Origin of the sequence: Gordonia sp. DT218, from assembly GCF_049847105.1 — a bacterium.
In the GTDB taxonomy this organism is placed as follows: Bacteria; Actinomycetota; Actinomycetes; order Mycobacteriales; family Mycobacteriaceae; genus Gordonia.
In genome coordinates, this window is the sequence record NZ_JBNCNS010000006.1 from 62395 (window position 1) to 76324 (window position 13930).

The window sequence follows — 13930 nt, forward strand, 5'->3', positions numbered from 1 at the left end:
CCTCACCACCCGCCGGGAAGCGGGCGCCCCTCGGCGAATCCGGCGGCGGACTGGATCCCGAGCACCACCTTCTCGTGTAGTTCGGCGAGCGTCCGGGCACCCGTGTAGGTCGCGGTGCTGCGCACTCCCGAACAGATGTTGTCGATCAGGTCCTCGACGCTGGGCCGCTCGGGATCGAGCCGGATCCGGGAGCTCGAGATGCCTTCCTCGAACAGCGACTTGCGCGCCCGGTCGTAGGCGCCGTCCTTGGCCGATCGGGCCGCGACGGCCCGTTTGGAGGCCATCCCGAAACTGACTTTGTACGGCCCGACGGCATCCTCCTGCAGATCGCCCGGTGACTCGTAGGTTCCGGCGAACCATGACCCGATCATCACGTTGGACGCCCCGGCGGCCAGTGCCAGCGCGACGTCACGCGGGTGGCGGACCCCGCCGTCGGCCCAGACGTGGGCACCGTGACGGGTGGCGATCTCGGCACATTCGGCGACTGCCGAGAACTGGGGACGACCGACGCCGGTCATCATCCTGGTGGTGCACATCGCGCCCGGTCCGACGCCGACCTTGATGATCGAGGCGCCTGCCTCGATCAGATCCGTGGCGCCTTGGGCCGACACGACGTTGCCCGCGGCGATCGGCACTCCGGGATCCGCCGTGGCCACCGCCTCCAGGGCGGTGAGCATCTTCTCCTGATGTCCGTGCGCGGTGTCGATCACGAGCAGGTCGGCACCGGCCGCCGCCAGCGCCTTGGCCTTGCCGACCACGTCGCCGTTGATACCGACCGCCGCCGCGATCCGGAGGCGCCCGTTCGCATCGACATTCGGCTGGTACACCCCGTGCCGGAGCGCACCGACCCGCGACAGCACACCGGCCAGCCGACCCTCGTCGTCGACGAGGACGGCGAGACCGAGGTGCTGGTCGTCGAGCCGGTCGAAGACATCACGGGATGCGGTGTCCACCGGCAGCGTGACGATGTCGGGATCGAGCACCTCGCGCACCCGTGCGAAGCGATCGACGTCGCGACAGCGCTTCTCGGTGACGACGCCGATGGGACGGCCGTCCTCGATGACGACCGCCGCCCCGTGTGCGCGCTTGGGGATGAGGGCCAGGGCATCGGACACCGAGTCGTCGGCGGTCAGCGTGACGGGTGTGTCGGCGACGAGGTGCCGGGACTTGACGTAGGCGATGGACTCGGCGACCACCGGGATCGGGAGATCCTGGGGCAGCACCACCAGTCCGCCGCGTCGGGCCACGGTCTCGGCCATCCGTTTCCCGGCGACGGCGGTCATGTTGGCGACCACGATCGGGATCGTCGTGCCACTGCCGTCGACGGTCGAGATGTCGACGTCGAATCGCGAAGCGACATCGGACCGATTCGGGACGATGAACAGGTCGTCGTAGGTCAGGTCGTGGGTGGGCCGATGGCCCTCGACAAATCGCACGGTTGGTTGCGGACTCCTCTCGCCCCCGGCCGATTCTATTCGGTCACTTCGGACCGGTCACCGCTCCACAGTGTGTGGAAGGTGCCCGGCTTGTCGATGCGCTGGTAGGTGTGCGCCCCGAAGAAGTCGCGCAGTCCCTGTGTCAGAGCGGCCGGCAGCCGCTCGGCGCGCAACGCGTCGTAGTACGACAGCGAGGAGGCGAACGCGGGCACCGGGATGCCCATCAGGGTGGCCGTCGAGACGACCCGTCGCCAGCTGTCCACCGCGTTCTCGACCGCATTCCGGAAGTACGGGGCCAGCAGCAGGCTCGGCAGATCCGGATTCTCGGCGTATGCGTCGCGGATCCGGTTGAGGAACTTGGCGCGGATGATGCAACCGCCGCGCCAGATGGTGGCGAGGTCACCCGGATGGACATTCCAGCCGTACTCGGCGCTGCCCGCGGCGATCTGGTCGAAGCCTTGCGCGTACGCGACGACCTTGGAGGCATAGAGCGCCTTGTTGATGTCGTCGATGAAGGTCGCGGTGTCGGTGGGCGTCGCGGCCAGGGTGCCCGATTCCAGCCCCTGTGCCTGCTTGCGCTGGTCGGTGGCGCTCGACAGCGCGCGGGCGAACACGGCCTCGGCGATACCCGTGGTCGGGATGCCCAGGTCGAGAGCCGACTTGACGGTCCAGCGGCCGGTGCCCTTCTGGCCGGCGGCATCGACGATGACGTCGACGAGTGGCTTGCCGGTCTCCGCGTCGGTCTGTGAGAGCACCTCCGCGGTGATCTCGACCAGGTAGCTGTCGAGGTCGCCGGAGTTCCATTCGCGGAACACGTCGGCGATATCGGAGACCGGCATGTCGAGTGCCTTGCGCATGAGGTCGTAGGCCTCACCGATGAGCTGCATGTCCGCGTATTCGATGCCGTTGTGGACCATCTTGACGAAATGGCCGCTGCCGTCCGGGCCGATGTGGGTGCAGCACGGCTCGCCGTCGACCTGCGCGGAAATCGACTCGAGCATCGGGCCCACCGACTTGTAGGACTCCACCGGACCACCCGGCATGATCGACGGGCCGTTGAGTGCGCCCTCCTCGCCACCGGAGATCCCGGCGCCGACGAAATTGAGTCCGCGCTCGGACATCGCCGCCTCGCGGCGGATGGTGTCGGTGTAGAGCGAGTTGCCACCGTCGATGATGATGTCGCCCTTTTCCATGAGGCCGGCGAGCTCCTCGATGACGGCATCGGTGGGGTCACCGGCCTTCACCATGATCAGCACCCGGCGCGGACGCTCGAGCGCCGCGACGAACTCTTCCATCGTCTCGGTCCGGATGAACGTTCCCTCGGAGCCGTGTTCGGAGATCAGGGCGTCGGTCTTGGCGATGCTGCGGTTGTGCAGGGCGACCGTGTGGCCGTGGTGTGCGAAGTTGCGGGCGATGTTGGAACCCATGACGGCGAGACCGGTGACACCGATCTGGGCCTTGGCCGAGTCGGTGGAATCGGAGCCGGCGGGCCGGTTGGATTGCGCGGCAGTTGTCATGGCCTCAAGCCTATTGCCTCCACGGTCGCACCACGAGCGGGAGGGTGGGGTGACTCACGTGGCCGAGATCAGTCGGCTGAGTTCGGTGAGCCACGGGATCGCCACCGCCAGAGTCGGGACCACCAGGATCGCCGCGGCCGCGGAGTAGGCGGACAGCGCGAGCAGTCGGGTCGGCCGTTCGTCACGGAGTCGGCGGATCCGCGCCAGTGTGGTGGGCCCGCCTACCGCCATCGCGCCGCGCGGTGCCACCGCATCTGCGCAGGCGACGAGCGCACGGCCGAGGGTGGTGGGCGCGGTGGCGCGGACGGCCTGGTCGTCGGCGAGCGCCTCGACCAGCAGTTCGACCGCACCGAGTGCGGAACTGCTGCGGACGACGCGGGGGAAGGCCTCGTGCACGGCGATGAACGCTTCGAGGACGAGGTCGTGGCGGGCGCGTAGGTGGGCACGCTCATGTGTCAGAACGGCGGTCAGTTCGGCGCGGGAGAGTCGCGCAACGACACCTTCGCTGACCACGACGCGCTGCCGGAGACCGGGCAGGCAGTAGGCGAGGGGCTGCTCGACATCGATCATTCGGACGTCGCTCGCGAACAGCGGATGCGAGGCGTCGCTGCGATCACACCGGTCCAGGATGTCGATCAACTGGCGATGGGCGTAGCGACGGGCCCGAGTGCGCACACCTACGCGGATCACCGTGTACATGAGTCGTGCGCCGACCATCAGCGTCAGGGCGAAGACCCCCACAAGGGTCAGCCACAACGGCAGGCCGAGTCGGTCGATCTCGTCGAAGGGGTTCGTGGTCGGGGCGCCGTCGGCTCCCGGGGTCAACAGGTTCGCGGCGATCGCCAGCCCGCAACTGAAGGCGGAAAGCACGCCGGCCAGAGCTATCGCCTGCCACAGTGTCATCGCTGCCCGAGGTGCCTTGACCGGCCAGGACGCGCGGGACAGAGCTTCTGCCGCGGGGCCGACGAGCACCAGGGTCAGGATGCCGAAGAAGAGCGCAGTCATCGGAACTGTCCTTGCGTGGGCTGTGTGGAGTCGCTGCTGGCGTCTGGGCCGAATCTATCCTGTTTCCCCGGTTCCCCGGACGGCTTCGAGCTCATCGAGTGCATGTCGCAGGGCGGCGGCCTCGTCGGCACCGACCCGGCCGACGAAGGAGACGAGAGCGGCATGCCGTGATCCGGGCGCTTCGGCCTCCGACAACGCGTCGACCATGAGGCTCGCCACCAGATCCTCCCGCGGATGCGTGGGCTGGTACTTGTGCGCCCGATCGTCACGGATCTGCGTGACGAGATTCTTCTTGGCCAGACGCTGGAGCACCGTCATCACCGTCGTGTAGGCCAGCGAGCGGTCCCGGGACAGCGTCTCGTGCACCTGCCGCACGGTCTGGGGGGTCGGGCTCGCCCACAGGGTGTCCATGACGGCGCGCTCGAGGTCGCCCAGTCCGTTCATTCTTCTCATTTTACTTCCGCTTCTCCTGTCCGCCCACATGGGACGTCACCCGTGTGTCCATGCCTGGTCACACCCGTTTCGCGCACCCACTTGACAACATTGGTAAGGCTACCCTACATTGAGTCTCACGTCGGACCGGCGAGAGTCCTGAGGGCTGCAGAGACCCCCGGTCCACGCCGCGGTAGGCCCCACGCTGTAACGCAGCGTGGGGCCTATCGGTTCCTCGGGGCCCGCCGTTCGTGAGCTGTTCGACCGAGTCCTGCGGCGGTTCGCATCAGGGGACCTTCCCGCGCCCGCACCGATATCTCGTGCCAATCTTTGGGTATGAGCGTTGAGAACGAACAGTTGATCAAGGACACCTTCGGCCGCGGTTTCGACACCTCACTGGGCCTTCGTCTCCAGGAGGTGGGGCGGGACCGTGTCGTCGCGGTGCTGGAGCTCGGCGACAAGCATCACCAACCGTTCGGGATCGTGCACGGCGGCGTCTACTGCGCGGTGGCCGAGAGCGTCGCGAGCGTCAGCGCCTTCACCTGGCTGCAGGTCACCGGTATCGGCGGCACCGCGGTGGGTGTGAACAACAACACCGACTTCATCAAGTCGGTGAGCGCCGGGACGATCACCGTCGAATCGTCGCCGATCCACCGTGGACGTCGCCAACAGCTCTGGCGGGTCACCATGACCGACGACCAGGGTCGTCTCGTCGCGTCCTCGCAGGTACGGCTGCAGAACATCGAACTGCCGGAGGGTGTCGAGGTCCCGGTCATCCCGGCGGGCGCATGACCGACCGAGAACTGCCGGCGGAGGTACGGGCCCGTCTGGAGGAGATCCTGCGCCCGGTCGACGACGACCTGGCGGCGCGGTATCCCGGTGACCGTCCGACGGGACAACCGGCGCACACCGTCTATGTGAGCGCTGCCGATACCGACTTCGACACCCCGGCGTCGTGGGGTGAGCGGGCCGGCGAGATCGCCGAAGCCGCCCGCGACGTCGTGATCGAGCTGGCCTCCGGTGACGTGGTGGTCGCCGACCTCGCACGAAAACGTCTGCAGGACAATCCCGTCGAGGATCTTCGGATCGACCTCGAGGACGGTTACGGGTGGCGCGACGACGCGGTCGAGGACGCGGATGCACGACGTGCCGGTGCGATCCTCGCCGGATGGACGCAGATGAGACCACATGCCCCGCGCAGTGCCGGCATCCGCGCGAAGGGTCTCGGCGATCGTGAACGTCGCCGCGGACTGCGCACGTTGGAACTCGTCCTGGACAGTGCCGGCGGGGTCCCGGACGGATTCGTCTTCACGGTCCCCAAGCTGCGTGACGTTCGACAGGTCGACGCGGTCAACGTGCTGTGCGAGGCCTTCGAGCGCGCCCACGGTCTCGCCGAGGGGATGCTGAGATTCGAGCTGCAGATCGAGATCCCCCAGGCGGTGCTCGGACCCGACGGTCGCGCGACCTTGGCCGGAGCGATTCATCGGGGGATGCCCCGGCTCACCGGACTGCACTACGGGACCTACGACTACAGCGCGGCGTGCGGCATCGTGTCGGCGCAGCAATCGCTGGCACATCCGGTAGCCGACCATGCCAAGGCGGTTATGCAGGCCGCCACCGCACAGACCGGCGTGTGGATCAGTGACGGCTCGACCCAGGTGATCCCGGTGGGCACGCCCGACCAGATCCAATCGGCGCTGCGGCGCCACCACGCCCTCGTGCTGCGTTCGGTGGAACGGGGGTTCTATCAAGGGTGGGACATGCACCCAGGGCACCTCGTCACCCGCTGGCTGGCGGTCATCGGCTTCTTCCGGTCCGCGATGCCCACTGCTGCCCGGCGCCTAGAGTCCTATTTCGACAGTCGGTCCGGCGACGTGGTGGACGAACCCGCGACGGCTCTGTCGCTGGCGTCGGTCCTGCAGCGCGGCACGGCGGCCGGGGCGTTCACCGCCGACGAGGTCACCGAGATCGCTCCGTCGTGCACGGCGCAACGATTGGCCGCCCTGCGCGCCGGTGGTGGCGCGCTGCCGTCGTGACGAGGCCATAGTCGCTCGGCGCGCCGAGCGATCCGCGGCGTGGCAGGATGTCAGCTACCCGGCCCGGCGCACGAACTGTGCGCTGTCCCGGCTGTATTCGTCTCGCCAGGAGAGGGTCCGTTGCGTCTGTCGCCACATGAGCAGGAGCGGTTGCTCATCTCATATGCCGCCGAGCTGGCACGTCGACGGCAGGGCCGTGGATTGAAGCTCAATCATCCCGAAGCGGTGGCGATCATCACCGACCATGTCCTCGAGGGTGCCCGCGATGGCCGCTCGGTCGCCGAGCTGATGTCGTCGGGCCGGGAGGTGCTCGGACGTGCGGACGTGATGGACGGCATCCCGGAGATGCTCCACGACGTGCAGGTCGAGGCCACGTTTCCCGACGGGACCAAGTTGGTCACCGTGCACGACCCCATCGATTAGCCGCGCGAGAGGACCACGATGTCGCACACGCAGTCATCCGTTGTGCCCGGCGAGGTGATCACCGTGGACGGCACCATCGAGCTGAACGAAGGTGCCGACGTCCTGACGCTGGCCGTCGTCAACTCCGGCGACCGGCCCGTGCAGGTCGGGAGTCACGTGCACTTTCCGCAGGCCAACCCGGCGCTGGACTTCGACCGCGCCGCCGCCCGGGGGCGCCGGCTCGACATCCCGGCCGGCACCGCGGTGCGGTTCGAACCGGGGATCGAGATGACCGTCGCGCTGGTGCCACTGGGCGGCACCCGCGAGGTCCACGGCATCTCCCTGGACGCACCCGGATCGTTGGGGCCGCAGGAGAATACCGGCGAACGTCACGAGGGGGACGACTGATGGCGACGCTCGGCCGCAACCGTTACGCACAACTCTTCGGGCCCACCGCAGGCGACCGGATCCGGTTGGCGGACACCGACCTGTTCATCGAGGTCACCGAGGACCGGTCCGGTGGGCCCGGACGGGCAGGCGACGAGGCCGTCTTCGGTGGCGGCAAGGTGATCCGGGAATCGATGGGGCAGAGCCGGGCCACCCGCGTGCAGGGCGCGCCGGACACCGTGATCACCGGTGTCGTGATAGTCGATCATTGGGGGATCATCAAGGCCGACCTGGGTATTCGCGATGGCCGGATCACCGCGATGGGAAAGGCGGGCAACCCCGACACGATGGACGGGGTCCACCCGGACCTCGTGATCGGGCCGTCCACCGAGATCATCGCGGGCAACGGGAAGATCCTGACAGCGGGCGGGATCGACTGCCATGTCCACTTCATCTGTCCGCAGATCATGGACGAGGCACTGGGCAACGGCATCACGACCCTGATCGGCGGCGGTACCGGCCCGGCCGAAGGAAGCAAGGCCACCACGGTGACACCGGGTGCGTGGCATCTGAAGTCGATCCTCGCGGCCACCGACCACTGGCCGATGAACATCGCCCTGCTGGGCAAGGGCAACACCGTCAGTGCCGATGCCATGCACGAGCAGATCCGTGCGGGTGCCTCCGGTTTCAAGCTGCACGAGGACTGGGGGAGCACCCCCGCCGCGATCGACGCCTGTCTGCGGGTGGCCGACGAGACCGGCGTGCAGGTGGCGCTGCATTCGGACACGCTGAACGAGGCCGGATTCGTCGAAGAGACGATCGGGGCGATCGCCGGACGCAGCATCCACGCGTACCACACCGAGGGCGCCGGTGGTGGTCACGCACCCGACATCATCACGGTCGCAGCGTATCCGAACGTGTTGCCGAGTTCGACCAATCCGACCCGACCGCACACCGTCAACACCCTCGACGAGCATCTCGACATGTTGATGGTCTGTCATCACCTCAATCCGACGGTGCCCGAGGATCTCGCGTTCGCCGAGAGCCGGATCCGGCCGTCGACGATCGCGGCCGAGGACCTGCTGCACGACCTCGGGGCGATCTCGATGATCGGATCGGATTCCCAGGCGATGGGCCGGATCGGCGAGGTGGTGCTGCGTACCTGGCAGACCGCGCACGTGCTCAAGTCTAAACGCGGATCGCTGCCGGGAGACGGTGCGGCGGACAACAACCGGGTACGGAGATACATCGCGAAGTACACGATCTGTCCGGCGATCGCCCACGGCTTCGACGACGAGCTCGGATCGGTGGAGACCGGGAAGCTCGCCGACCTCGTGCTCTGGAACCCGGCGTTCTTCGGTGTGCGGCCGGACCTCGTGATCAAGGGCGGCGCGATCGCCTGGGCGGCCATGGGTGACGCCAACGCGAGCATCCCGACCCCCCAGCCGGTGTTGCCGCGACCCATGTTCGGGGCGGCTCCCAAAACCGCGGCGGCCACCTCGGTCAGCTTCGTCGCGCAGGGCGGGCTCGACGCTGGGATCGAGGAGACACTCGGCCTCGATCGCAGGCTCGTCGCGGTCCGGGACACTCGTCACATCGGGAAGGCCGACATGCCCAACAACTCGGCCATGCCGCAGATCTCGGTGGAACCGGACACGTTCACCGTGCGCGTCGACGGCGAGGTGTGGGATTCCGGGCCGGTAGCCGAATTGCCCATGGCACAGCGATACTTCCTGTTCTGAACGGCGACGACGATTTGATACCCGTGTCATCCGGATCCCGTTCCCAGCTGGCGATGATGCTGACGTTGGCCGATTCGCGGCTGCCGGTCGGCGGTCACGTGCATTCCGGTGGGGTCGAGCAGGCCGTTGCCGATCGGGTCGTCGTGGATGCGGAGAGCCTCGCGCGGTTCCTCCGGCGGCGCGTCACGACGAGTGGTCTGGTGGCCGCCTCGATCGCTGCCGCGGTGACCGATGGCACGCTCGATGTGGCTGCGGCGGAACGGGAAACGGACGCCCGGACACCGTCGGCCGCTGCGCGCCGCGCCTCGTTGGCGCAGGGCAGGGGAATGCTGCGGCTGGCACGTCGCATGTGGCCGAAGGAGGACTGGAGCGCCCATGCGCCGCAGAGCCATCTCCCGGTGATCTGCGGCGCCATCGGCCGGGTGTCGCGCCTGTCCGGCTTCCACACCGCGCTGATCCTCGCGTACACGACGATGAGCGGCTCGGCGACCGCGGGACAGCGACTGCTGGCGCTCGACCCGGCCGACGTGGCGGTGGTCATCGCCGATCTGGGCGCCGAATGCGAGCGGGTCGCGGCCGCGGCGGCCGTCGAACTCGCCGACCTCTCCGACCCGACGCTCGATGTGTTCGCCGAACGTCACGAGCGGCGCGACATGCCCCTGTTCATGTCGTGAGGGCCCCAACCGGACTTCGCGACGCCCGCACCGATCACCAGTCCCGGACCAGACCCCGGACACCGAGACCGACCACCACCGAGAGGAAGTCATGCCACCGCATTTGATCGACGGAGAACCACACGGACACGACCACGCCCGTCCGCGTCGTCATCGCGAACCCGGCGAGGCACTGCGCGTCGGAGTGGGCGGTCCGGTCGGCTCGGGAAAGACCGCCCTCGTCGCCGCGTTGTGCAGGCAACTGCGGGAGGAGCTGTCGGTCGCCGTCCTGACGAACGACATCTACACGACCGAGGACGCCGACTTCTTGCGGCGCAACGCGGTCCTCCCCGACGAGCGGATCACCGCAGTGCAGACCGGCGGATGCCCGCACACCGCGATCCGCGACGACATCACCGCCAACCTCGACGCGATCGACGATCTCGTCGCAGCAAACCCGCCGTTGGACCTGATCCTGGTCGAGTCGGGCGGCGACAACCTGACGGCCACGTTCTCCACCGGACTGATCGACGTACAGATCTTCGTGATCGACGTCGCCGGCGGCGACAAGGTCCCGCGCAAGGGGGGCCCGGGCGTCACGTTCTCCGACCTGCTGGTGATCAACAAGACCGATCTGGCCGATCAGGTCCACGCGGACCTCGAGGTGATGCGGACCGACGCCGAGCGGGTTCGCGAGAGCCGGCCGACCGCGATGATCTCGCTCACCGACGATCCGGCGGCGACCGACGTCCTGGCGTGGGTTCGCGAGCAGCTCGCCGAGATCGTCGTGACCGGCTGACCCGGGGGTGCACACGGAGATCGAGATCGTGGCCCGATGCGGTCGCTCACCCCGGGTGGCGGCGACGGGTGGTCTTGCGCTGCGTCGGACCGGACCCGAGTCGGCGCACCTGATCAGCACCGCGGCCACGCCGCTCGGTGGGGACACGATCGCGGTCCGCGTGACCGTCGAGGCCGGTGCGGTACTGCACCTGCGAACGGTCGCGGCGACCATCGCGCTACCGTCGGCCGAACGTATCGATTCGAGTTCGGAATGGTTCATCCAGGTCGCCGACGGGGGCCGCCTGCACCTGGATCCGGAGCCGATCGTGGTCGCCGGCGGCGCGCATCACCGAACTTCGACCAGTGTCGTCGCGCACCCGGACGCCACGGTGATCATCGCCGAGCACGCGCAACTCGGTCGTGTCACCGAGCTGCCCGAGCACATCGCCCGGGCGCGCTGGGAGGGATCGCTGCGCGTGGACATCGGGGGCGGGCCGGTCCTGCGACATCGGCTGGCGCTCGGGGGTATCGGTCATCGAGCTGTGAGCAGCGTCTTCCGCTACCCGGACACGCGCCCGGCCGACGTGTCCCCGGACGCATATGCGGCGCGGCTCGAACTCGCGCGACCACCCGGCGTGAACGGTGCGACACTCACCACCGCGCTGGCACCGACCACAACCCGGGCGCGGACGTCGTGCGACGAGCTCGACCTCGCCCCGGTGGCCCTCTGAGCAGGCCACCCGAGCATCGTGGTCAGCTGGCCTCGGCCTTGGGATCGGTGGTGGATTCGGAGTCCTTGGCCGCGGCCACATCTGCGGACTCGGCCTCGACCTCGGGTATCGACTTCTTCTCCAGCTCGGACAACGCGCCGAGCGCGGTGCGCGCATAGACCTGTTGTTCGGTCACCGCGAGCTGCGCCCGACCCCGCGTGCTGAACGCGAAGAACCAGTTGATGAGGGTGTTCAGCCGGTTGCGGAAACCGACCAGATAGACGAGGTGCAGTGCGAGCCAGCCGAGCCAGGCGAAATAGCCCTCGGTCTCGAACATCTTCTTGGTACCCGGGATCGGCACCTGCATCACCGCGCTGAAGCGAGACACCGTCGCCATCGAGCCCTTGTCGTAGTAGCCGAAGGGCTTGCGTTGTTCCTGCGTCTGCCCACGCAGTCCCGCCGTGATGGCGTCCGCCGCATATCGTCCGCCCTGGATGGCGCCCTGTGCGACGCCGGGAACACCGTCGACGGCCATCATGTCGCCGACGACGAATACGTACGGATATCCGGGGATCGAGAGGTCCGACAGCACCTTCACCCGGCCCGCACGGTCGAGTTCGACCCCGGACTGCTCGGCGAGCTGCTTGCCGAGCGGACTCGCCTGCACCCCGGCCGACCACACCTTGCATTGGGATTCGATCCGACGCGTGCTGCCGTCCTTGTCCTTGACGACCAGACCGTCGTAGTCGACGTCGACGACCATCGCGTTGAGCTGGATCTCGACCCCCATCCCCTCCAGTCGGCGGGCCGCCTTCTTGCCGAGCTTCTCGCCGAACGGCGGTAGCACGGCCGGCGCCGCGTCGAGGAGGATCACCCGTGCCTCGGTGGGATCGATGTTGCGGAAGGTGCCCTTGAGGGTCTTGTCACTCATTTCGGAGATCTGACCGGCGAGTTCCACACCGGTAGGACCTGCACCGACGACGACGAACGTGAGCAGGCGGGCCCGTTCCTCGGGATCGTCGGACAGCTCGGCCTGCTCGAACGCGCCCAGGATGCGACCGCGCAATTCGAGGGCATGATCGATCGTCTTCATGCCGGGCGCGTACTCGGCGAAATGATCGTTGCCGAAGTAGGACTGGTCGGCGCCGGCCGCGATGATGATGCTGTCGAACGGCGTCACCGTGATCCGCTCCAGCAGCCGGGAGGTCACCGTCTTCGCCTCGAGGTTGATGTCGTAGACATCGCCGAGCAACACCTTGCTGTTCTTCTGCTTGCGCAGGATCACGCGGGTCGCCGGGGCGATCTCGCCTTCGGACACGATCCCGGTCGCCACCTGGTAAAGCATCGGCTGGAACAGGTGATGCGTGGTCCGGGCGATCAGGGTGACGTCGACATCGGACTTCGCCAGACGTTGGGCCGCGAAGAGTCCGCCGAAGCCGGAGCCGACGATGACCACGTGGGGTCGCGCCGAGGTCGGAGTGGGGCTGCTCATCAGAGAACATCTCCTGTCGCTGGGAGGTCGGCTGCTGCCGCGCACCTACAACGGTAGTCAATCTTCCGTGCCGGGTCGCGACGAGGACCCCGGGGCGCGTCGCGACCGGGCGACGTCGTCAGGCCGTCAGGTCGCGGACCCCGGCGTGACGGTGCGTCCACCCCGCGGGCACCGTCGGCGACCACGAGCGGTGGGTGGGCTCTGACCAGCGCATCGTCAGCGTTTCCCAATGACTGCGCAGGAGTTCGTACTCGACCTCGCCGCCGCTCGTCGGGAACATCACCCCGTCCTCGGACATCCGGATGGCGGACAGGCGCATACCCACCTTCTCCATGACGCGCCGCGACGCGGTGTTCATCGCCATCGTGCTGGCGAAGACCCGCTCGGCGGCGATCTCCTGGAACGACATGGTGACCAGTGCGTGCGCGGCCTCGGTCGCCAGCCCCCGACCCCAGGCGTCGCGACGCAGACGGTAGCTCAGTTCGACCTCGGATTGATTGCTGTGACGCGGAGTGCGGAGTGCGAACCAGCCCTGAAAGGCCGACGTGGTCCGGTCGACCGCCGTCCAGATCCCGGTCCGGTGGGCGCGGTGTTCGGCCTGGGCGCGGGGCAGAACCCACTCCTCGACCACCTCGCGCGGTGTGGGCAGACCCCCGCTGACGTAGCGCATCACTGCCGGGTCGCTGTCCAGCTCCACCAGGGCATCGACATCGTGCATCGCGACCGGACGCAGCCGTAGCCGAACCGTCTCCAGGATCACGATCTCCCCCTCGCCTGCGTTTGCCCATCGGTGAGTGTACGGTCCCGCCGCGCCGCGATGGGCGCAGAGCACGGGCGTGTTCGCCCGGCGAAACGTCTGTCCATCGGTCGCAGCGTCGGTGGCACCCGTTAGGGTTTGCGATCGTGGCCGACGACTATCTCGAAGTCCCCATCCAGCTGCGCTTCGGCGACATGGACATCAACAACCACATCAACAATGTGCAGTTCGCCCGGATCTTCGAGGAGAGCCGGGTGCGGTCCTTCGCAACCTGGCTGCCGGAGCGGCCGAAGGATTTCTCGCTCCTCGTTGCGCGGCAGGACATCGTGTTCACCGCGGTCCTCGAGTACTCACTCGACCCGGTGACCGTCCGCGCGTGTGTGAGCCGCATCGGGACGACGTCGTTCACGCTGTCGCTGACACTGGTCGATCCGGCCGGGACGACCTGCGCAGTCGCGGAGACCACGATGGTGTCGGTCGACCCCGCGACCGAGCGGCCCACACCGGTCCCCGACGCGGTGCGCTCGATCCTCGAATCGCAACTCGTCGTCGGAGCCGGGCTGCCCGTCCGCTCCTGACCG

The 13930-nt window shown here is 68.0% G+C and carries 15 protein-coding genes; 9 read left to right on the top strand and 6 right to left on the bottom strand.

All coding sequences use genetic code 11. From position 1 onward, the window contains the following. Positions 1-2: 2 nt before the first annotated feature. From ACPXCG_RS20840 to ACPXCG_RS20855, 4 genes are read right to left on the bottom strand one after another with little or no spacing between them, the layout of a single operon-like run. Positions 3-1436, bottom strand: coding sequence for a GuaB1 family IMP dehydrogenase-related protein (locus tag ACPXCG_RS20840; RefSeq protein WP_425794086.1), 1434 nt, complete (start codon positions 1434-1436; stop codon positions 3-5). 35 nt (positions 1437-1471) lie between these two features. Further along, a complete protein-coding gene (gene gndA / locus ACPXCG_RS20845; RefSeq protein WP_425794087.1) occupies positions 1472-2953 on the bottom strand; it encodes an NADP-dependent phosphogluconate dehydrogenase in 1482 nt (493 codons plus the stop codon). 54 nt (positions 2954-3007) lie between these two features. Continuing rightward, positions 3008-3958 (bottom strand): M56 family metallopeptidase, encoded by a 951-nt coding sequence (locus ACPXCG_RS20850; protein WP_425794088.1) that lies wholly within the window; start codon positions 3956-3958, stop codon positions 3008-3010. A 54-nt stretch (positions 3959-4012) separates the two neighbouring features. After that, positions 4013-4411, bottom strand: coding sequence for a BlaI/MecI/CopY family transcriptional regulator (locus tag ACPXCG_RS20855; RefSeq protein WP_425794089.1), 399 nt, complete (start codon positions 4409-4411; stop codon positions 4013-4015). A gap of 315 nt (positions 4412-4726) precedes the next feature. On the opposite strand from ACPXCG_RS20855, the gene ACPXCG_RS20860 reads away from it, so the two are divergent. The 8 genes from ACPXCG_RS20860 to ACPXCG_RS20895 all read left to right on the top strand — a co-directional run bounded on the left by ACPXCG_RS20860 (position 4727) and on the right by ACPXCG_RS20895 (position 11121). Next, positions 4727-5182 carry a PaaI family thioesterase gene (locus ACPXCG_RS20860; RefSeq protein ID WP_425794090.1) on the top strand — a complete coding sequence of 152 codons (456 nt, stop codon included), beginning with the start codon at positions 4727-4729 and terminating at the stop codon, positions 5180-5182. Further along, the gene (locus tag ACPXCG_RS20865) at positions 5179-6426 is read left to right on the top strand and encodes a DUF6986 family protein (protein ID WP_425794091.1); all 1248 of its coding nucleotides are present in this window, start codon (positions 5179-5181) and stop codon (positions 6424-6426) included. Before ACPXCG_RS20860 ends, ACPXCG_RS20865 begins: the two co-directional genes overlap by 4 nt. A gap of 120 nt (positions 6427-6546) precedes the next feature. Further along, positions 6547-6849, top strand: a complete 303-nt coding sequence (locus ACPXCG_RS20870) for an urease subunit gamma (protein ID WP_164309885.1) — start codon at positions 6547-6549, stop codon at positions 6847-6849. 18 nt (positions 6850-6867) lie between these two features. Next, positions 6868-7236: an urease subunit beta gene (locus tag ACPXCG_RS20875; protein WP_425794092.1), complete on the top strand. Its 369-nt coding sequence runs from the start codon at positions 6868-6870 to the stop codon at positions 7234-7236. Continuing rightward, on the top strand, positions 7236-8957 hold the full coding sequence (locus ACPXCG_RS20880; protein WP_425794093.1) for an urease subunit alpha: 1722 nt from the start codon (positions 7236-7238) through the stop codon (positions 8955-8957). Before ACPXCG_RS20875 ends, ACPXCG_RS20880 begins: the two co-directional genes overlap by 1 nt. Positions 8958-9013: 56 nt before the next feature. Continuing rightward, on the top strand, positions 9014-9631 hold the full coding sequence (locus ACPXCG_RS20885; protein WP_425794273.1) for an urease accessory protein UreF: 618 nt from the start codon (positions 9014-9016) through the stop codon (positions 9629-9631). Positions 9632-9722: 91 nt separating this feature from the next. Next, positions 9723-10409: an urease accessory protein UreG gene (ureG, locus tag ACPXCG_RS20890; protein WP_425794094.1), complete on the top strand. Its 687-nt coding sequence runs from the start codon at positions 9723-9725 to the stop codon at positions 10407-10409. A gap of 7 nt (positions 10410-10416) precedes the next feature. Then, the gene (locus tag ACPXCG_RS20895; RefSeq protein ID WP_425794095.1) at positions 10417-11121 is read left to right on the top strand and encodes an urease accessory protein UreD; all 705 of its coding nucleotides are present in this window, start codon (positions 10417-10419) and stop codon (positions 11119-11121) included. A gap of 22 nt (positions 11122-11143) precedes the next feature. On the opposite strand, the gene ACPXCG_RS20900 is transcribed toward ACPXCG_RS20895, so the two are convergent. Both ACPXCG_RS20900 and ACPXCG_RS20905 read right to left on the bottom strand, forming a co-directional pair. Next, entirely contained in the window at positions 11144-12592 is a 1449-nt protein-coding gene (locus tag ACPXCG_RS20900; protein ID WP_425794096.1) for an NAD(P)/FAD-dependent oxidoreductase, read from the bottom strand. A 118-nt stretch (positions 12593-12710) separates the two neighbouring features. Continuing rightward, on the bottom strand, positions 12711-13352 hold the full coding sequence (locus tag ACPXCG_RS20905) for a GNAT family N-acetyltransferase (RefSeq protein WP_425794098.1): 642 nt from the start codon (positions 13350-13352) through the stop codon (positions 12711-12713). Between the two features lie 143 nt (positions 13353-13495). On the opposite strand from ACPXCG_RS20905, the gene ACPXCG_RS20910 reads away from it, so the two are divergent. Next, a complete protein-coding gene (locus tag ACPXCG_RS20910) occupies positions 13496-13927 on the top strand; it encodes an acyl-CoA thioesterase (protein WP_425794099.1) in 432 nt (143 codons plus the stop codon). The last annotated feature ends 3 nt before the right edge of the window (positions 13928-13930 follow it).